The 21,418-nt window shown below is 37.2% G+C and carries 14 protein-coding genes, 2 tRNA genes and 1 other RNA gene; 11 read left to right on the top strand and 6 right to left on the bottom strand.

All coding sequences use genetic code 11. The features are described 5' to 3' along the window. Positions 1-68: 68 nt before the first annotated feature. On the top strand, positions 69-1,328 hold the full coding sequence (locus V5290_RS01220) for an outer membrane protein transport protein (protein ID WP_333380902.1): 1,260 nt from the start codon (positions 69-71) through the stop codon (positions 1,326-1,328). Positions 1,329-1,416: 88 nt separating this feature from the next. On the opposite strand, the gene V5290_RS01215 is transcribed toward V5290_RS01220, so the two are convergent. Both V5290_RS01215 and V5290_RS01210 read right to left on the bottom strand, forming a co-directional pair. Next, positions 1,417-1,716 carry an RnfH family protein gene (locus V5290_RS01215; protein WP_333380901.1) on the bottom strand — a complete coding sequence of 100 codons (300 nt, stop codon included), beginning with the start codon at positions 1,714-1,716 and terminating at the stop codon, positions 1,417-1,419. Between the two features lie 38 nt (positions 1,717-1,754). Beyond that, the gene (locus tag V5290_RS01210) at positions 1,755-2,192 is read right to left on the bottom strand and encodes a type II toxin-antitoxin system RatA family toxin (protein ID WP_333380899.1); all 438 of its coding nucleotides are present in this window, start codon (positions 2,190-2,192) and stop codon (positions 1,755-1,757) included. Between the two features lie 160 nt (positions 2,193-2,352). On the opposite strand from V5290_RS01210, the gene smpB reads away from it, so the two are divergent. The 3 genes from smpB (at position 2,353) to V5290_RS01195 (ending at position 4,075) form a co-directional block, all read left to right on the top strand. Beyond that, positions 2,353-2,838 (top strand): SsrA-binding protein SmpB, encoded by a 486-nt coding sequence (smpB, locus tag V5290_RS01205; protein WP_290037537.1) that lies wholly within the window; start codon positions 2,353-2,355, stop codon positions 2,836-2,838. Between the two features lie 94 nt (positions 2,839-2,932). Then, positions 2,933-3,287: a transfer-messenger RNA gene (gene ssrA / locus V5290_RS01200) on the top strand. 110 nt (positions 3,288-3,397) lie between these two features. Continuing rightward, positions 3,398-4,075 (top strand): pseudouridine synthase, encoded by a 678-nt coding sequence (locus V5290_RS01195; RefSeq protein ID WP_333380895.1) that lies wholly within the window; start codon positions 3,398-3,400, stop codon positions 4,073-4,075. Positions 4,076-4,309: 234 nt separating this feature from the next. Here the strand turns inward: V5290_RS01195 and folE2 are convergent, their stop codons facing one another. Continuing rightward, complete coding sequence (folE2, locus tag V5290_RS01190; RefSeq protein ID WP_333380893.1) at positions 4,310-5,230, bottom strand: GTP cyclohydrolase FolE2; 921 nt, start codon at positions 5,228-5,230, stop codon at positions 4,310-4,312. A gap of 282 nt (positions 5,231-5,512) precedes the next feature. Here folE2 and arcB point away from each other — a divergent pair, with 282 nt between their 5' ends. Continuing rightward, the gene (arcB, locus tag V5290_RS01185; RefSeq protein ID WP_333380891.1) at positions 5,513-7,756 is read left to right on the top strand and encodes an aerobic respiration two-component sensor histidine kinase ArcB; all 2,244 of its coding nucleotides are present in this window, start codon (positions 5,513-5,515) and stop codon (positions 7,754-7,756) included. 97 nt (positions 7,757-7,853) lie between these two features. Here the strand turns inward: arcB and arcA are convergent, their stop codons facing one another. Then, on the bottom strand, positions 7,854-8,573 hold the full coding sequence (arcA, locus tag V5290_RS01180) for a two-component system response regulator ArcA (protein WP_333380889.1): 720 nt from the start codon (positions 8,571-8,573) through the stop codon (positions 7,854-7,856). Positions 8,574-9,094: 521 nt separating this feature from the next. Between arcA and thrA the strand changes: the two genes are divergently transcribed. From thrA to tesB, 4 genes are all read left to right on the top strand, one after another. Then, a complete protein-coding gene (thrA, locus tag V5290_RS01175) occupies positions 9,095-11,557 on the top strand; it encodes a bifunctional aspartate kinase/homoserine dehydrogenase I (protein ID WP_333380887.1) in 2,463 nt (820 codons plus the stop codon). A gap of 32 nt (positions 11,558-11,589) precedes the next feature. Next, positions 11,590-12,546: a homoserine kinase gene (gene thrB / locus V5290_RS01170; protein ID WP_333380885.1), complete on the top strand. Its 957-nt coding sequence runs from the start codon at positions 11,590-11,592 to the stop codon at positions 12,544-12,546. Then, the gene (gene thrC, locus V5290_RS01165; RefSeq protein WP_333380883.1) at positions 12,543-13,820 is read left to right on the top strand and encodes a threonine synthase; all 1,278 of its coding nucleotides are present in this window, start codon (positions 12,543-12,545) and stop codon (positions 13,818-13,820) included. Before thrB ends, thrC begins: the two co-directional genes overlap by 4 nt. Positions 13,821-13,883: 63 nt before the next feature. Then, a complete protein-coding gene (gene tesB, locus V5290_RS01160) occupies positions 13,884-14,798 on the top strand; it encodes an acyl-CoA thioesterase II (protein WP_333380881.1) in 915 nt (304 codons plus the stop codon). Positions 14,799-14,801: 3 nt separating this feature from the next. Here tesB and V5290_RS01155 read toward each other — a convergent pair. Then, positions 14,802-14,877 (bottom strand) — tRNA-Ala (locus tag V5290_RS01155). A 229-nt stretch (positions 14,878-15,106) separates the two neighbouring features. Next, positions 15,107-16,873, bottom strand: coding sequence for a choice-of-anchor I family protein (locus V5290_RS01150; protein ID WP_333380879.1), 1,767 nt, complete (start codon positions 16,871-16,873; stop codon positions 15,107-15,109). A gap of 292 nt (positions 16,874-17,165) precedes the next feature. Between V5290_RS01150 and V5290_RS01145 the strand changes: the two genes are divergently transcribed. Beyond that, positions 17,166-17,251 (top strand) — tRNA-Leu (locus V5290_RS01145). Positions 17,252-17,881: 630 nt separating this feature from the next. Next, positions 17,882-21,403 (top strand): EAL domain-containing protein, encoded by a 3,522-nt coding sequence (locus tag V5290_RS01140; RefSeq protein WP_333380877.1) that lies wholly within the window; start codon positions 17,882-17,884, stop codon positions 21,401-21,403. Positions 21,404-21,418: the final 15 nt, after the last annotated feature.

Raw genomic sequence — 21,418 nt, 5'->3', positions numbered from 1 at the left:
AGTAATTTCAACTAAGCTTACTCGCTGAATTAGTTAGTTATTTCAAGTTTACAAGCAAGGAAGATAATATGAGCAGAAGGGCAAACTGCAATAAAATTTTTAAACAAACCATACTAATGGGCTTTTTAGCGGCTACTACACTACAAGTTAATGCGGCTGGTTTTCAATTAAATGCACAATCAGCAACTGGGCTGGGACGTGCTTTTGCTGGTGATGCAGTTATTGCAGATAACGCCTCTGTAATGGCTAGAAATGCCGCGGCTATGGCTTTATTTGAAAAAAAATCACTTTCATTGGGGCTTATTTTATTAGAAACAGATATCAGTGTCGAAGATGGAACTTATTCGAGTAATGTTACAGGATACAGTGGAGAGTCTAACTACGACGATGCTGGTGGATTATCCGTTATCCCTAATATCCACGCTATATTTCCTTTGAATGAAAAAGTTGCAGTAGGTGTTAATTTATATACCAACTTTGGAACCAGAACTGACTTTGATGATTCTTTTACAGGCAGTGAATACGGAGGCTATACCGATGTTGAAAGCCTTAATTTAGGTTTTGCTATTTCATACCGCCTTGACAACCAATGGAGCATTGGTGGTGGTTTAGATGTTATTTATGGAATAGGCAAACTAGAAAGAGACGTCTACTTTTATTCGCCTGCCGATGGTTCTGTGTTAGGGACGAGTGAAGCACTGGATGCAGATGTGAATGGCTTTGGATTAGGGTTTAATGTTGGTGTTGTGTATGAGCTGAATGATAATAATCGTTTTGGTTTATCTTATCGTTACAGCCCTGATTTAAAAGTAAAAGGGGAAGTCAGTTTTAATGGTTCAACTACCGATGACGATACATTAACCTTAGGCTTGCCTGATATGGCTGAATTCTCAGGTTACCATCGCATTAAGGATACACAATATGCGGTACATTACAGTGTGCAATGGATAGGCTGGTCTTCATTCGATACTTTAGAGTCAGATACTTACGGTACAATTAGCAATTACCAATGGAAAGATGCGATGCACTTTGCAATTGGTGGCACATACTACTTAAACGAAACGTGGACATTACGCACTGGTTATTTATATGACCAAAGTGCTCAGGACGAGGTAACCTCTATTTCAGTGCCTGATTCAGATAGGCAATGGTTTTCTGCTGGGGTGACTTACCACTTTTCAAAGAATGCTAATGTAGATCTTGGCGGGACATATTTATTAGGTGAAACCGTTGAAGTTAATGAAGATACAGCCGGTGTATCTTCAATTACAGGTACCACCCAAGCTAATGCAATTCTTGTTGCCCTTCAATACAGCCACCAATTTTAATTTTTAACGGCTGAATAAAAAACGCTGAGCGAACCCAAATAAGTTTTGGTTTCGCTCAGCGTTTTTTTGTATTTAATATTTATTTTAGTTAGCTTTTATTTGCCTGCTGCGCTCTTTCTGCACGTAATTTTCGCATCTCTTTAGGGTCTGCAATTAACGGACGGTATATTTCTATACGGTCACCTTGCTTAACCGTGCTTTCTAATTTTTCTGGCTTGCTAAAAATACCAACCGTAGCTTCACTGGGAATGATTTCAGGGAAGTGTTTAACAATACCTGATAGCTTGATGGCATGTTCAATGGTTGTGCCAGTAGGTACTTTTAACGAGAGTAATACTTGCTTATGTGGTAAACCATAAACTACTTCTATGTCGATTAATTCATTCATTAATTCAATACCTTAACTTAATACTTTAACTTAATACCTTAACGATTGCCGTAAACCGTTTTTGCTCTATTTGAAAACGACTTCACCATTGACCCGATTAGTTCATGGAAAATACGACCAAAAGCTAATTCTACAATAGAGCTACTGAACTCAAACTGTAAATCTAAACTAACTTTACAAGCTTGATCATCTAATGCAGTAAAGGTCCAACCGCCAGTTAAATGTTTGAAAGGGCCTTCCACCAAATTCATACTGATGGATTTAGCTGGGATTAGCGTGTTTTCTGTAATGAATGTTTGACCAATACCTGCTTTAGAAACTTTAATTGATGCTTTCATGGTATTCGCTTCATCGACTAATACTTCCGTCGCGCTACAACCAGGTAAAAACTCAGGATAAGCATTCACATCGTTTACTAATTGATACATTTCTTGTGCGCTATACATCAACAATGCGCTTCGTGATACTTCAGCCATGTTTCACCCCATTTAAAAAATAGCATATTACACGATGCATTCGTCGAACTGAAAAAAAACCGATAAAATTAGCGAATAAAATAAGAAAAATGCTTGCGAATGAGTGACTTTTCGACAAATCAAATAGCCATTTAAAAAAACAAACTTTATAATGCAGTCTATGGCTAAAAAAAATTCAAAATCAAAAAACAACGATAATACGATTGCACGCAATAAACGTGCTTCTCATGAGTATCACTTAGAGGAACGTTTTGAAGCGGGACTTGAGTTACAAGGGTGGGAAGTTAAAACATTACGTGCAGGTAAAGCAAATATTGCAGATAGCTACATTTTCTTAAAAAATGGAGAAGCATGGCTACTTAATGCAACATTTCCACCATTGATTGCAGCATCATCTCATGTTGTTTGTGATCCTTTACGTTACCGTAAACTGCTACTGAAGCGCCGAGAGCTAGATAACTTAGTGGGTAAAGTAGAGCGCCAAGGTTATTCAATTATCCCTGTATCGCTATACTGGAAAAAAGCTTGGGTCAAAATATCCTTTGCTTTAGCTAAAGGTAAACAGGACCACGATAAACGTAACGATGTTAAAGATCGTGAGTGGAAAGTACAAAAAGAGCGCATGATGAAACATGATGCTCGATAAATGAGCAACTGGCATGCTATTTGTTAGATAAGACTATCTTGATTCAAATAGCTTTGTTAGACTCAACATGTTGGTAATTTATTACTAACCATCTGGGGATGATTTAGGACTCGACGAGATTCATGAAACCCAAGGTGCATGCCGAGGTGACGGCTGGCCTCGTAAAAAGCCGTCAAAGTTATAGTTGCAAACGACGATAACTACGCTCTAGCAGCTTAGGCTAGCTAGCCTTCCACCCACGTTTCTCCTATGGGCAGGGATTCGGAAGGTCATTTACATTTGGATAGCGAGGGAACCTTGTTCGAGGGTGAACCGCGAAATAGTATCGAACTCGCTCTTTGCAATCCTGTCTGTCGGAGTGTCGAGAGTTAACCTAAAGATAGACTAAGCATGTAGTACCGAGGACGTAGGCTTTTCGGACGGGGGTTCGACTCCCCCCATCTCCACCACCTACTGAAAAAGGCTGATTTCCTAACGGATTTCAGCCTTTTTTGTATCTAATCCTTTTTAATAAGGTGCTGCCTAATAATCAAATCTATTAGAAGTAGAGAACGTTGCTATGCAAGACTTTATATATAACCCGCCCACAGAGCCTTGGTTAGATACAATTTATAAAGACAAAGATATGATTGTGTTTAACAAACCAGCGGGAATTTTATCAGTACCGGGGCGTGATATTGAACGTCATGACAGTATGTATAGCCGTTTATTAGAGAAACACCCGAATAGCCATACGGTACATAGGTTAGATCTTGCCACTTCAGGTGTGATTATTTTTGCCTTGAGAAAAGATGCTGAGCGAGCCTTGAAAATGCAGTTTCAAGAGCGAGAGACCAAGAAGGTTTATTATGCGCGCGTGTTTGGCCATATTAAAGAGAAGCAGGGCTGTATTGATGTGCCGCTTGGTAAAGATATTGATAATCCGCCGCGACATCGAGTGGATAATAAAGCTGGAAAACAATGTAAAACTTTTTATGAGGTGGTTAGTTATGGCGAACAAAGTACCTTAGTTAAACTGATGCCGGTTACTGGGCGTACGCATCAACTTCGTTTACATATGATGGCAATAGGGCATCCAATACTGGGAGATGACTTTTATGCAGATCCTGTTGCATTAGATTTATCGCCACGTTTATTATTGCATGCGAGTGAGATCACTATTCAACACCCTTACAGTAAAAAAATGGTTAACTTTAGTACTGAAGTACCGTTTACTGAACCAGTTAATGGTCAGTAAGGTTCTCTCAGGTTTGGATGAATAAAAAGCCACTGGCTACTTTTGTTGGTGTCAGCGGTGATTTGGTTTGTCAGTGATTGGTTAAATCGTTTTAAGCTTTTAACACTAATTTTAGTTTAACAGCCAACTTTATTAACTAAAGGCTGGTTGATATTGATTAGATACAAAAAGTAAGCATAAAAAAACCTCTGGTCATCACTGAACAGAGGTTTTTGTTTATAGGCTAATTAATGCTTAAGCTTGGTAGCCGCCTTTAATGCCTTTAGTTGTTACTGAAACCGCATCGTGAGCATGTAAGCTTTCGTAATGGTTTACACGTAACCAGAAGTCATCAAATAACACTTGCTCGTTTAATGCAAATTTCAATTGGCGAGCTGCATCTTCACAAAACATCAGGTTTTGACCGTTTAAACGAGCAAACTCTTGCTCATCTTCACGTTTAACTGCTGCTTGAACTGGCGTTTTTAATGTAGCTTCAATTAAATCTATTAATGCAATAATTGGGAAATTATCTGCTTTTTCGCTTAATTTAACTTTGATTTCAGCGACACTACGTTGGCTATGTGGTGTTGCAACAATACCTTTAGTTGAACCTAACCAAGCTAATACATCTTCTTTGGCTACATTTTCTTGCTGCTCATATTGTTTGTTAAATGCATCTTGAATTAATTGACGCGCTAACGCAGCAGAGCATGGACAAGTTGAAGAGTAAGGAACATCTACTTTTAATTCGAAATCAAATTTTCCATCAATTAAACGACCCACAATAACTACTGGGTAAGCTTTCCAGCCACGTTTTTCACTAATTAATGATTTACGGCGTAAGTTATAATCAAAAGCGATTTTAACAAAAGCTTCAGAACTCAAATCATGATGGCTTTCAATGAAACCATTTAAAAGAGTTGTTAATGTTTCCAGCGTTAATTCAGACTCGGTAGAAAGTTGATCTAACTGCAAGTACAAACGAGACATATGAATGCCTTTTGCTTGCGGGTCACCAAGGTTTACGAATACTTCAGCCTTTGCGCTAACTTGTTGAGCAGGGCAATCATCTGTTTGTACCATTAACGGTAACTCAATATTACTCATACCAACGCGGTCAAGCGTTCCTTCAGTTTGAGCTTGTGCGCTATTTGCGATATCTGGCATTGCCATTCAATAAGGCTCCCTTCAACATGCTTTACATGGATAAATGATTATAAAATTGAGCGCGCATTATAAACGGGTTCTCAACAATTAAAAACCATGAAATACAAAGGTTTTTTCAAACTGATTGATAATTTATACCAATACTTGTAAATCAATAGATAATGCTTAACAAAAAAGTGATTGATTTTACTGAATTTAACAACAGTTTTGATTTGAAGAAGGTTAACGGCAAATAAAGTCGGTACAATAACCAAATAACTATTTTGTTGATAAACAGAGTGAGGATGCGTGAGTCTACTTAATCTTAAAACCTGGGTGCATTATTACGTGGCGTTATTAAAACGACTCGGCCCAATCAAATTTAGCTTATTATTAGCTTTTGCCATTATTTCAGCAGATGCTTGTTTACAAGTGATCATTACTCATGTTTTCTCTGAAGAGTTAGATCTTGCTGATATATTTCGTTCCTTTGTGCTTGGTTTAATTATTACGCCTTGGGCAGTTTATTTTTTAAGTGTTGTAGTAGGGGATTTGGATAATGCCAGGCATCGTTTAGCATCCACAGTGCAAAAACTAGAAAATATTTCTAGGGATGACAAAGCTAAAACGACGTTACTAGAAAATGAAATTCTAGAGCATCAAAAAACTCAATTACAACTCATAGAGGGCACGAGTCTTTTACGCTCATTATTTGATACTTCTCCAGACCTTATTTTCCATTGCGATGTAGACGAACGTTTTGTAAGTTGTAATAAAGCGATGGGCAAGTTACTCGGGAAAACCGAAGATCAATTAGTAGGGCTATCGCCAAGTGATATCTTCCCTCCAGAGTATGCCGAAGCGGTTACTGAACGTCATCATAGAGTTATTGAAACTCATCAAGAGGAAATTCACGCGACTTGGTTACAATGTCCTAATGGCCATTTATCATATTTTGAAATTCGCGCGCTACCTTTGTTCAATAGTCGCCATGAGTGTATCGGATTAATCGGTTTTGGCCGAGACATCACTGATCGTAAGAAACATCAAGAGTTTCTTGAAAAAGCAAGCCGAGATAAAACTACTTTTATTTCGACTATCAGTCATGAGTTACGCACACCGCTTAACGGCATAGTTGGTTTGAGTCGTATGTTGTTAGATGAAAACTTTAATCAAGAACAAATACAATATCTTAAAACTATTCATATGAGTGCCATTACCTTGGGTAATATTTTTAACGATATTGTTGATCTGGATAAACTGGATAGAAGGCGTTTAAATTTAGCGAATGATTGCATTATCGTTGATGATTTTATGAATGATTTGCAAAGCTTGGCCTACATTCAAACAGAGCAGAAAAAACTTAAATTAGTATTTGAGCAATCTCCAGATCTACCTAACTGTTTATATTCAGATGGCACTCGTTTACGCCAAGTGTTATGGAATTTGATTACTAATGCGGTGAAGTTTACCGACCATGGTGAAGTGACTATTCGTTGTAGTCATAAGATAGACGGCAATAAAAAATGGCTATGCTTTGAAGTTGAAGATACAGGTGTGGGTATTCCTGAAGATAAGCTAGATAAAATATTTGCTATGTATTATCAAGTAAAAGGTGAGCGTCATGCTACAGGAACAGGCATTGGTTTAGCCGTATCTAGTCAAATTGTAGAGGCCATGCGTGGTCGTTTAACAGTAACCAGCGAGCTTGGTAAAGGAAGTACATTTACTCTTGCACTACCGAGTGCATGTTCACCTAAACAAGTTAAGTCTCATTTCAGTGCACCAACATTATCTATTTTATTGGTTGAGGATATTGAATTAAATATCTTAGTGGCACGCGCATTATTAGAGAAACAAGGGCATCAAGTTGATGTAGCAATGAATGGCCAGGAGGCGATTGATAAAGCTATTCAATATGATTATCAATTAATACTTATGGATATTCAGCTACCTGATATGGATGGTTATGAGGTAACACGCCGCTTACGTGATACTAAACAAAATTTACCGCCTATAGTCGCTTTAACTGCTAATGTATTTTCCAATACTCAGCAATTTGTTGAAAAAGGCTTAGATGATGCAATTGGTAAACCATTAAGCTTATCTTTATTAAATGCCATGTTAGAGCGTCACTTTAGCGATGGTAGAGCTATTTCTTTGACTCAAAGTACGCATCAAGAAACTGAGGTAGGTAAAGTACAGGTTACCCTATTCAATGAAATCATGCTGAAAGAACTCATGGAGTTCTTACCTACATCGGTGATGTTAGATAATGTTAGCTTGTTTGAGGGGTTAATGCCTGAATATCTTGCTGTATTGGAAAGTCATATGGTGGCCAAAAACCAGCAGGGAATCGTCGATAAGTCCCATAAGATTAAAGGAGCTGCAGCGTCAATAGGTTTGCTACGCATACAAAATTTAGCGCAAAAAATGCAATCACCTGATTTACCTGCATGGTGGGATAATATTGATGATTGGCACGATATGATTAAAAACTTATATTTGAAAGATATTGCTGATTTGAAAAAATGGATCGTAGCAAATGGTTAAATTATTAATGTGATCGGTATAAGTACATAGGGCAGATACTAAAAAGGCTAACAAATTTGTTAGCCTTTTTAGTATAAAGTGAAGTGTCAAACGTCGGTTAGTTTTCTAGTTCACCACAAAAACGATAACCTTCACCATGGATTGTTGAGATGATCTCTGCTGACTCTGGCACACTTTCAAAGTGTTTACGAATACGACGAATTGTTACATCAACTGTACGGTCATGTGTTTTCAGTTCGCGACCTGTCATTTTCATTAATAAATCTGCACGAGTTTGAATTTTTCCTGGATTTTCAATGAAATGTAGAATTGCTCTGAATTCACTGCGTGGTAATTTAAACACTTGTCCATTTGGGCTAATCAATGAGCGACTGTCTATTTCTAATGTCCAACCACTGAATTTATATGATTCTACTTTCTGTCTAACCTGCTCAAAATACAGTTTATCTTGCATGGTACGTGTTAATAAATTACGAGCACGAATAGTTAATTCACGTGGATTAAACGGTTTAGTAATATAATCATCAGCACCAATTTCTAAGCCTAATATTTTATCGACTTCATTATCACGACCCGTTAAAAATATTAATGCGATATTTTTATGCTCACGAATTTCTCGTGCTAACAACAGACCATTTTTGCCTGGTAAGTTAATATCCATGATAATAAGGTGAATATCGTTATTGTCTAATACCTGATGCATCTCTTCACCATCATTGGCTTCAAAGACCTGGTAACCTTCAGCTTCAAAAACACTTTTTAATGTACTTCGTGTTACTAACTCATCTTCAACAACTAAAATTTTAGCGCTAGACATGAATTGACTCCTATAAAATTAATAATACTTTCTCTACCTAACGTTAAGTTAAGTGGAGTGAAACCGTTAATGTCGTGTATGTGACGAAATGTTTTTTAAACGATGTAAGGCTTGAATACGAATGCGGTTTTAAAAAACAGTGTTTCTAGTACCTAAAGTGTAATTACTTAACATATAGATAACAACTTATTATGTCGCTAAACTAGGTTTTTAGCTTATCTAATTGATATTTATCAACAGATTTGTGCGTTTAGCTAACATTTTGTTATTTGTTATGCGAATTAATTGCAACCTATTTCCGTTGTTTGTTTCAGTCAGCAATAAGCTTTGATATAATCGAGGGATAACAGACTTAACGAAAATAACAAAAACACATGGATTTAGCTTCAATTTTTCAGTTTAAACAAAGTAGCGCTGCATTTCGATTGCAGTGCTTTTGGTTATTTGTAAAACAGTAAATTCAATCTTTATAAAACCCGCTATTGATGGCGGGTTTTTTCGTATTAAAGCAGGGGGGTACGATGCGCGTACTTAAATTTGGCGGGACTTCATTAGCAAATGCACAACGTTTCAATCAGGTTGCTGATATTGTCATTAATAATCATCAACAATCTCAGATTGCATTAGTTTTATCAGCGCCATCAGGCGTGACCAATAACTTAGTTGCAGTAGTAGAAAAAACCAGCCAAGGATTATCTGCTGATGAGCATTTAGTTGCGATTCAAAAAATATTCTCAGATCTTATTCAAGGCTTGAAGTCAACTTACGCAGAATTAGCTGATGAATTATTACGTAATACCTTCGAAACAGAAATCGCTGAATTAACAACATTATTAGAAGGTGTGCGCTTATTAGGCCAGTGTCCTGCGAGTATTGAAGCGCGTATTCTGAGTAAAGGCGAAGTATTAAGTATTGCTTGTATGAAGCAATTGCTTATTGCAAAAGGTCAAGATGTAGAAACAATTATTCCGCAACAAAAACTCATCTCTTTTAAAGGTGGTTATTTAGAAGCGCAGATTGATATCAAAGCATCACAAGCTTTATTTGCCAAAGAGCCAATTGTTGCTAATGCCATTTATTTAATGCCAGGTTTCACTGCGGGTAACGCTGAAGGTGAAACGTTAGTCCTTGGGCGTAACGGTTCTGATTACTCTGCAGCAGTTTTAGCGGCTTGTTTACGTGCAGAGTGTTGTGAAATTTGGACCGATGTTGATGGTGTTTACAGTTGTGATCCACGTTTAGTGAAGGATGCTCGTTTATTAAGTTCATTAAGTTACGCTGAAGCGATGGAATTATCTTACTTTGGTGCAAAAGTCTTGCATCCAAAAACCATTGCGCCAATCGCACAACATAGTATCCCTTGTTTAATTAAAAATACGCACAACCCACAGGCTGAAGGTACTTTGATTAGCTCACAAAAAAGTGAGCAAAACTTACGTGTTAAAGGTATTTCAGATTTAAAAGGTTTGAGCATGCTGAGCATCTCTGGACCTGGAATGAAAGGCATCGTCGGTATGGCTGGTCGTATCTTTACGACAGTTTCGCGTGCCGGTGTGTCAATCATTTTGATTACACAGTCATCTTCAGAATACAGTTTAAGCTTTTGTATTTACTCAAATGATACACAACAAGCGATTGATGCATTAACGGAAGAATTCAAATTAGAATTTGAAAATAACTTATTAGAAGAAATAGACGTTATCGATAAACAGGCGATTATCTCGTTAGTTGGCGATGGCATGAAAAAAGAAAAAGGGGTGGCAGCACGCTTCCTAATGGCATTAACAGATGCTTCTATTAACGTTACTGCGATAGCTCAAGGCTCTTCTGAACGTTCAATCTCAGCGGTAGTTTCTGAGAAGAAAACTAACGAAGCAGTAACCGCTTGTCACCATAGTTTCTTTAGTAAAGCGCAATTTATTGATTTATTTGTTATCGGTTGTGGTGGAGTAGGCGGCGCGTTAGTCGATCAAATTCACCGCCAACAAAGTTACTTGGCTGAGCGTAATATTGCGATTCGTGTTTGTGGTGTAGCTAACAGTCGTGCCATGCTATTAGATGTTAAAGGTGTTGATTTAACAAATTGGCGTGATCAGTTAAAAGATGCAACTTCAGAATTATCATTAGTATCAATGAAAGCATTGGTAGATGGTTCACATATTATTAATCCAGTGATTGTTGATTGTACAAGTAATGATGCGATTGCAGCACGTTATGTTGACTTTTTAGGCGCAGGTTTCCACGTGGTAACAGCCAACAAAAAAGCGAATACAAGCAGCATGGATTATTATAATCAGTTACGTTTAACTGCTTTAATGAAGCGTCGTAAATTCTTATACGATACTAACGTAGGGGCAGGTCTTCCGGTTATTGAAAACATGCAAAACTTGTTTAATGCAGGTGACAGCTTAGTTAAATTTAATGGTATTCTCTCTGGCTCTTTATCTTTCATCTTTGGCAAGTTAGATGAAGGACAATCATTCTCTGATGTAACGACCGAAGCACGTAATATTGGGTTCACTGAACCTGATCCTCGTGATGACTTAAGCGGCACGGATGTAGCACGTAAACTGCTTATATTAGCACGTGAAGCAGGTATGGAATTAAGCTTAGATGACGTTGAAGTTGAACAAGCATTACCACCAGGCTTTGACGATACTGGTACAACTGATGAGTTCATGGCGCGTTTACCTGAGGCTGATGCTTACTTTAAAGAGTTACAAGACAAAGCCAATGAAGAGGGTAAAGTACTGCGTTACATAGGTAGTATTGAAGATGGCAAATGTAAATGTAGTATTATGGCCGTTGATGAAAATGATCCATTGAATAAAGTAAAAGATGGTGAAAATGCATTGGCCTTTTATAGCCAATACTACCAGCCAATTCCGTTGGTATTACGTGGTTATGGTGCAGGAACTGAAGTAACTGCTGCTGGTGTGTTTGCTGATGTACTAAGAACATTAAACTGGAAACAAGAGTTTTAATATCAACTCTTAACAGGAACAGGGGTTTTAAAATGTCTATTGTTGTTTACGCTCCCGCTTCAACAGCGAATGTGAGTGTAGGATTTGACGTATTAGGTGGGGCATTGACTCCTATTGACGGTTCGCCATTAGGTGATCGTGTTAAAATTACTAAAGGTGATTATGGTTTCTCGCTACAATGCGTAGGACCATATTCACACAAGTTACCAGAAGACTACAAAAGTAATATTGTTTATGATTGTTATTTGGCTTATCAAACAGCATTAACAAAAATAAATAAAGAGATTTTACCTGTGTCGCTAACGCTAGAAAAAAACTTGCCTGTTGGCAGTGGTTTAGGATCTAGCTCAAGTTCTATTGTTGCGGCATTAGAAGCCTTAAATGCATGGCATGATTATCTGTTAGATGAGCATACTATGCTTGGTTTAATGGGCGATATGGAAGGTAAAATTAGCGGTAGTGTACATTATGATAATGTTGCACCATGTTATTTAGGTGGCATGCAGTTAATGATTAATGAAGGTGGCGAAATCAGCCAAACAATTCCTTCATTTAAAGAATGGTATTGGGTTGTCGCTTACCCTGGTATTACTATTTCAACATCTGCTGCTCGTGATATTTTACCATCACAATATCGCTTGTCGGATGCGCTCACTTACGGTCGCCGTTTAGGTGCATTTGTTCATGCTTGTCATAGTAATCAGCCTGCGCTAGCAGCAACGATGCTTAATGATGTTATTGCTGAACCTTATCGTTCACAATTGATTCCAGGCTTTGAAGATGCGCGTGTATTTGCTAAACAAAGCGGTGCACTAGCAATGGGTATTTCAGGTTCAGGCCCAACGGTATTTGCAGTGATGACTGATCTACCACAGGCTGAATTATTAAAGAATTGGTTAACAGAAAACTTCCTTCAAAATGAAGATGGTTTTTGTCATATTTGCCATCTTGATGAACAAGGTGCGCGCGTCTTAGGAAAAGAGTTATGAATTTATACAACATCAAAGACAATAGTGAACAAGTCAGCTTTCAACAAGCTGTTAAACAAGGATTAGGACGCGGCCAAGGCTTATTCTTTCCTGATACTATTGCTCCACTAGAAAATATCGATGCATTATTAAAAATGAATCTGGTGGATCGTTCAACTGAAGTGTTATCACACTTAATTGGTGATGAGCTAAGCAAAGAAACTGTACACAGTATTGTTGCAAACGCATTTACTTTTCCTGCACCAGTAAAAAAAGTAACTGATAATATTAATGCACTAGAATTATTCCATGGTCCAACGCTTGCGTTTAAAGACTTTGGTGGTCGTTTTATGGCGCAGTGTTTAGCGTCATTCAAAGACGACGGAAAAATCACCATTTTAACGGCAACTTCTGGTGATACAGGTGCTGCTGTTGCACATGCATTCTATGGCATGGAAAATATCAATGTAGTTATCCTTTATCCAAAAGGAAAAATCAGTCCATTACAGGAAAAACTGTTTTGCACATTAGGCGGTAACATTTCTACGGTTGCTATTGAAGGTGATTTTGATGATTGTCAGGCGATGGTTAAACAAGCGTTTGATGATCAAGAGTTAAAACAAGCCGTTGGCTTAAACTCTGCTAACTCAATTAATATTAGCCGTTTATTAGCGCAAATTTGTTATTACTTTGAAGCTTTTGCTCAATTAGATGCAAAACAACGCGAAAACTTAGTGGTGTCTGTACCAAGTGGTAACTTTGGTGACTTAACTGCTGGTTTACTAGCGAAAGCGTTAGGTTTACCAATTAAACGTTTTATTGCTGCGACAAATGAAAACGATACCGTGCCACGTTACTTGAAAGAGGGCACATGGGCACCGAAGAAGACGGTTGCAACATTGTCTAATGCAATGGACGTAAGTGCGCCAAATAACTGGCCACGTATTGAAGAGTTATTCAAAGTGAAAGGTTGGTCTTTAGCTGAGCTTGGTTACGGCAAGCTTTCTGATGATGAGACTAAGAAAACATTGATTGAAATGGATAAACTTGGTTATGAGTGTGAGCCACATGGTGCGATTGCATTCCATGAATTAACTGCGCAGCTTCAAGAAGGTGAAACTGGTTTATTCTTATGTACTGCTCATCCTGCTAAATTTAAAGAGAGCGTAGAAGAAATTTTAGGCCGTGATATCTTTATTCCTGAAGAGTTGGCATCACGTGCAGATCTACCGTTGTTATCAAAAGAGTTCCCAGTTGATTTTGCCAAAGTTCGTGAATTGTTAATGTCTTTGTAGGATGAACTAACCTTTTTAGTATTAAATTAGGGCGTATTACACGCCCTTTTTTGGGAGTAAAATATGGGTAAGGTATTAAACGATCTATTAGGTCAGTTAAGTTTAGAAAAACTAGAAGAAAACTTATATCGTGGGCAAAGCCAAGACTTAGGGTATGGGGCTGTATTTGGCGGTCAAGTCATGGGGCAGGCTATTTCTGCTGCAAAAGAAACGGTAAAAACTGATCAACAGGTACATTCTTTTCACTCTTATTTTTTACGTCCTGGTAAAACCGACCAAGCCATTGTCTATGACGTAGAAAGAATTCGAGATGGTAAGTCATTATCAGCAAGACGTATTAAAGCGGTACAAAATGGTAAGCCTATTTTTTACATGACAGCTTCCTTTAAAGCCACTGAAAAAGGTTTTGAACATCAAGATGAAATGCCCGAAGCTCCGGCACCTGAAGATCTTATTTCAGAGCAGGAGATGGCACTACTGCATTCGGATATGCTGCCTGCTTTTATTCGCGATAAATTAGTCGCTGAAAAGCCGATAGAGATGCGGCCTGTTACCTTAGTGAACCCTGTTGAACCTGATGTTGAACCTCCTAAACGTTTAGTATGGTTTAAGGCTAACGGGCGTATGCCTGATGATTTACGTGTGCATCGTTATTTGCTTGCTTATGCGTCAGACTTTAACTTCTTGCCTACTGCTTTACAGCCACACGGTGTATCATTTTTGGATGAAACAATGCAAGTGGTTACCATTGATCATTCTATGTGGTTTCACCATGACTTCCGTTTAGATGAATGGTTATTATATTCCGTGGAAAGTTCAGTTGCTTCTGATGGACGTGGTTTAGTGAAAGGGCAGTTCTTTACACGACAAGGTAAGTTAGTCGCTTCTAGTGTGCAAGAGGGGTTAATACGACAACATCGTAAAGGTAAACCTGTGATAAAAGTGCCGGTAGAAATGGCTTCAGCAAAAGAGCCATAAAAGTGGTGGAGCTATGCGGGATCGAACCGCAGACCTCAACGCTGCCAGCGTCGCGCTCTCCCAGCTGAGCTATAGCCCCACTATATGACTAAACAAGAGGAATAAATGGTTCTGCCTCTAGTCATTATCATACGTTAAATTAAACCAGTAGCACAATACTTTTGTTGAGATAAGCCTCACTAAATCAATAGACTACATCATATTTAAATATATTTTTAGAACGAAGTATTATCATAAAATGGCTTATTAACGTAATCGGTATAAGCCATTTTTGTATGTGATAATATTAATTACCCGTTAAACTCAGACTACTCAGTTTCAATACGATAAAAGCGCGTTGTGCCGCTTACCTCGTTACCGACAATTAAGATAGGGCTTCCAGTTGGGCTTGCTTTTGCTGCAACGAATTTAAATCCCTCTGGTCCTAAGTCACCCGCGTCTATTTGATAAGTTGCAACTCCCTGTGCATTTTTATGTTTTTTATTTGCTTTAGGGTCTACTGACATATTTCTTGTATTTAAGTACTGTATGAATTTAGCGTCTTTAGGCTGACTGATATCATATACCATAATGCCACCCATTCTTTCTAAACCTATGAACGCATAGGTTTTGTTATTAATAGTCGCAACGGTTAATGCTTCAGGCTCAGGACCTTTCTTAGCACTACGATCTTCAGCTTTTAATTTACTGTGACTTTGATTAAAGTTTTTGCCGTATTTTTCTGCGGTAATACGCTCAAAATCACTACCAGAATCAAAGACCATTGTTTTAGTATTCATATCCCAGATAGAGAAAGATCTGCCACCAAAGGTTAACAGTCGATCTATTTTTTTATCTCCATCTAAATCGCCATACTTTGCAGTCATAGAATGCGAGAATTTAATACGATTAACAGTACCTGAGAGTGAACCACCTTTTGCAAAATGAGCTAAATTTAATTGTGCAGTGGATAGGTTTGGATCATAAATTTTACTAGAAAAAGCGTCTTTTAACTTAATATCATCGGCACATTGTTGATCTTCTAAGTGATAATAAAAATTGCCTTGTTCACATTCAGCTTGAGATAAACCACTTATCCAATCACTGCGATCGTCGCCTTCATTTGCTGTAATAAGGTAGTCTACTCCATTGATCCGAGTCGTTGCGATAGAGTCAGGTTGATACATACCCAATAATGGTTGTTTGCTTAATAATGCTTTTTTATCTTTATCATTTCCATCTAGCTCATTACCATCAAGTAAATGATCTTTTAGTCCTAAAGCAATGATTTGATCAATACGTTTGGTTGTGAGGTCAATAATAGCAATAGCATTGTTTTCCTGTAATGCCACATAAGCTTTTGTACTATCTTCATTAACTGCAATGTATTCAGGTTCAACATCTTTTGAAATACTGGCATGGTAACCGTTAAGTAATAGACCTTGAGGAACAGATGAATGACGAGAGCCATCTTTGTTAAATGCTTTAAAATTAAGAATTTTGCTGTCCGTAGTTAAGATTTTATTATTCCAATCGATATCTATAATTGCAACTTCGCCCTCAGGATCAACTGCGTAGTTGTTATTACTAGGCTCACCTTCAAGTGCTACTACAACTTGTTTACCATTGGGCGTAAAAGTGACCATATCAGGTAGTGAACCTAATGCATTGGCAGAAATAAAACTTAAATCATGAGTATTGTAAAAAGCCACCCAACCAATATCTGTTTTATTTTTTGCTTCGATAGCCACTGCCAAAAGTCCATTGTGTACATCTACACTATTCGCAGCTCCAGCATCAGCTCCAAGGTGTTGTTTAATATCTGCTTTTATATTTAAATGCTTGGTTAGGGTAGGGTTATCAATATTTTTACTATTGATAACATCAATTTGGCCTGATTGTGCATTAACAACAAATGTTTGCTGGGTGTTTTTATCAAAGGTGACTATTTCAGCTGCGCTTTGGTCAAAGATGTTTGATTGGTAACGTCCTGCTTCTACGAGTTTTATAGAAGGTGTATTTTGTTTAGCTACAACAAGGGCTGGAGTCATGATGGTAGAGCAAAGGATAATAGAACTAATAATATTATATTTCATGTTGTTTTCCATTACATTACAGTTATGAGGGCGATAATATGAAGAAAAAACATGACAGTTTTATTACTTATTTAAAATTAAATTAATAATTTCAAACTAACAACTTGCTTTCAAGTTGATATGAGTAGACTGGCAGTGTAAATTTAAAACAATAATTGTTCTTTTAATATCAATACGTTGAAAATCTAAGCAGTCAGTTAATTATTTTATTTTTATTGTAGTTTAGGGGTTGTGCTTAGCCTTAACTTCTCTATAATACGCCTCACTTGCTTAAGAACACTTTAAAGCAATCGCCCGGGTGGTGAAATCGGTAGACACAACGGATTTAAAATCCGTCGCTTAATAGGCGTGCCAGTTCAAGTCTGGCTCCGGGCACCAATTTTAAGAAAAAGCTTCGCATTTGCGAAGCTTTTTTTTTGCCTTTAATTTATCAATACCATTATTTAAAAAACCTATTCTGATTACCTGAATATTTTAATAATTATGACAAGAACACTATTCATACTACTTAGTACGGAAGGCGAGTAAATTTAAATGAAGTTTTGATTAAATAATCGATTAATTAATCAAAATATTAGCCCGCCATTAAAAAAGTTTTGGTTTACTGCTCGTTAATTTAACTACTTTTTAATACTCAGATATTTTTATTCAGTTTATTCCTTAACAGCACTATTGATTCCAATCACTTAATTTGACCCTTGTTCGATATTGTTAAATAAAAATGATTTAAATATATAATTAATGGTGTTTTTTATTAAAATTACATCATACTTACCTAATTAGAGTGAAATAGTCGACTACTGATACGTCAGCCATTTTTCTTAAAACATCAACAATTTAAATATAGCTATTTCCTGACATTTAGTTTCATTAGGATTTTACGTGTCTTTTATAGCAAGTTATATCAACTATATTGAGTAAGTGATCTAAATCTTACGTAGGAAAAATTGCTTAGCATAAGGTGTGATTGGTATTAATTAGTATTAAAATAAAGGGTTTAGATAAAGTATGGAATATTTCCAGACATTGAAGTCTCGATTATTATTTTTAGTTTTTCTAGTGACGGTGCCTGGTGTTATTGCCATTTTTTTTCAAGCGGCTTCTGAACGTAACACTGCCATCGAAACTGCAAGATTGAGTGCTGTAGCCGTTGCAGATAATATTACTGCTGAGCAAATAAAAATATTAGATAAAACCGAAAGCTTTTTGAAACGCCTATCAAAGTATTCCGTATTGCAAATGCCTAACTCTCCCCAATGTAGTAGCTTTTTAGCTAATTTACATCATTTAACCGATTATTATGTAAATCTTGGCGCGCCTGATATTAATGGAGATCTAACGTGCACTGCTTTGCCCTTAGCCAGTACAGTTAATGTTGCCGATCGTCGTTATATTCAACAAGCAATAATGAATAGAAAGTTTACAGTTGGTAAGTTTCAAGTGGATCGTGTTGCCAATACAACCAGTATTAATTTTGCCTATCCTATCGTAAATCAAGAAAACAATATTACTGGAGTTGCTGTTGCTGCAGTATCTTTAGAATGGTGGAGCTTACAATTAGAACATGCAAATCTACCAAAAAATGCAGTAGCTTATATTACCGATCATCAAAGTAATATTATTGCAATCTATCCGGAGAACAAAGCACAATTAGGGCTGCACATTAGTGACGTTCAACATTTTTGGCAATCTACATTTAATACTCACACTAAAATGATTGAAGATAATGATGGAGATTTGAGGATATTTGTTAGTAAAGAGTTAATAAATACTGAAGATGAGTTGCCGGTTAATATGGTTATCGGCATTCCATTTGAAGAAGCATTACATGATATTGATACTCGGTTATTAAAAGTCATCTCTACTATTTTATTTTTCATTGTACTTTGTGTTGTATTAGCAATTGTAGCCATTAATAAAAGTATCTTAAAACCACTTAAAGCTCTGAAAACTTCAACACAGCAATTAGCACTTGGTCACAATAAAGATGTTAGCTCCTTAGGTGGTGCAATGGAGTTAGTCGACTTACAAAAACATTTTAGCAGAATGGCTAAAACACGTTTAGATACTGAACAAGCGTTAAAACATAGCCAACACTTCTTACAGCAAAGCGAAGATAAATTATCTCGTCATCTGCAAAATACACCCCTCGCTGCCATTGGTTGGAATACAGATTTTATTTGTACTGAGTGGAATAGGGCTGCAGAGGTAATATTTGGTTACTCGGGTGATGAAGCTTTAGGCCGTAATATTATGGATTTAATCGTTGCTCCTGAACTTAAAGATGAATTTACTAGCCACTATAGTTTGTTATTTAAGCACCTAGGAGGGACATTTTTTAGAGGTGCCAATATCACTAAAAATGGAGATGTGATCTATTGTAATTGGCATAATACTTTAATTTTGGATAACCAAAATAATATCACTGGAGTAGCCACCTTAATTAAAGATATTACGGAAGATAAACGTAACCAAGATACGTTAGATAGATTTTTTAAGTTACCAATGAATTTACATGTCATATTAGACTTTGAAGGCTATGTTATTAAGGTAAATAATGGTTGGGCTGAGCTTTTAGGCTTTTCAGCAGAAGAGCTAACAGGTACTTGCATTCTCGATAAAATTCACCCTGACGACCGGGTAAAAACTATGTCAGAGATTCAACGTATCGGTAATGGCGGTGAGGTTTATAGTTTCGAGAATCGTTATTGTACAAAAAATGGTGAAAAACGAGTAATTGCATGGTCATCAACAGCTTCTATGGATGATCAACTCATTTATGCTATCGGTATTGATATTACCGATAGAAGGGTTGATGAAGATAAGTTGAAATTAGCTGCTGGTGTATTTACACATGCAAAAGAAGCGATTGTTATTTCAGACGATAAAAATAATATCATCGATATTAATGAAGCTTTTACAAACCTAAGTGGCTACAGTGAAGCAGAAGCAATTGGTAAGCGTAATAACATCCTTAAATCTGGTATGCATGACCGTGAATTTTACCAAGCTATGCGCGACAGTATTACTAGTAAAGGCTATTGGTCAGGCGAAATTTGGAATAAGCATAAAAATGGTTCAGTCATTCCACAATTATTAACTATCAGCACAGTTTATGATCGTAATAGTAACGTTAAAAATTATATCGCTTTATATACTGATATTACTGACCTTAAAAATCAACAAAAGCAGCTAGAGCATATTGCCCATTATGATGTATTAACTGGCTTACCTAATCGTAGTTTGTTAGCGGATCGCTTAAGACAAGCAATGATTCATTGTGACATGAACGGTAAGTCTTTAGCGGTTGTTTTTCTAGATTTAGATGGTTTTAAAGTGGTTAATGATTCCTACGGTCATAGCACTGGTGACCAACTACTTGTTGAAGCTGCCTCGTTAATCCAAGGAAGCATGCGCAGCGGTGATACGTTAGCGCGTTTTGGTGGAGATGAATTTGTTGCTGTATTTGCGAATTTAGAAAAAGCAGAGGACTGTGAGCCTTTATTAGAGGGAATGTTAGCTGCACTCGATCAACCCGTAGCAATTGATAATACGTTACTCAAAGTGTCTGCTAGTATGGGGGTGACTATATATCCTCATGATGGAGTGAGTGCAGATCAGTTATTACGGCATGCTGATCAAGCTATGTATAGTGCAAAACAAGAAGGTAAAAATCGTTATTACCTCTTTGATATGGAACAAGATATTGCACTTAAAAGCCAACATGAACAGTTAATACGTATCAGTGATGCATTACAAAACAATGAATTTGTCATGCACTACCAACCTAAGGTTAATATGAAAACAGGTGAATTATTAGGAGCTGAAGCTTTAATTCGCTGGCAACACCCTGAACGAGGCTTATTACCACCTATCACATTTTTACCGATTATCGATCGACATCAACTGAATATTGACTTAGGAGAATGGGTTATAGAAAGCGCGCTATCTCAAATTGCTATGTGGCGTCAGCAAGGTGTAGATATTGAAGTTAGTGTAAATATAGATGTGCAACAACTGCAACAAAAAACCTTTGCTAAAAGATTAGGTGAACTATTACAAATGCACAGTGATGTTCCACCACATTTACTGCAATTAGAAGTCCTGGAGACAAGCGAGTTACAAGATATTGAAAACGTAGCTAACATTATGCAATCTTGCACAGAGCTAGGGGTTGGATTTGCATTAGACGATTTCGGAACAGGTTACTGTTCATTAACCTATTTAAAGCGTTTACCGGTTAATTTAATTAAAATAGATCAAAGCTTTATTTTAGGGATGCTTGATGATCCCGATGACTTATCCATTGTAGAAGGCGTTCTGGGGCTTTCTAAAGCATTTCAACGAGATGTGATAGCGGAAGGTGTTGAGACATTAGCACACGGCGTTGCATTATTACGTTTAGGTTGTTGTTATGCTCAAGGCTATGGCATAGCGAGACCAATGCCTGCGGAGGATATGCTACCTTGGACTAAAACTTGGAAGCCTGATCCTGCCTGGTCCAAAGTATCCATGGATAAACGACATTAATCTAACTAGTAAAGC

Source organism: Psychromonas arctica, from assembly GCF_036697365.1.
GTDB classification, from domain to species: domain Bacteria; phylum Pseudomonadota; class Gammaproteobacteria; order Enterobacterales; family Psychromonadaceae; genus Psychromonas; species Psychromonas arctica_A.
The sequence above is the reverse complement of the archived record's forward strand: the minus strand, read 5'-3'. Positions and strand labels throughout refer to the sequence as shown.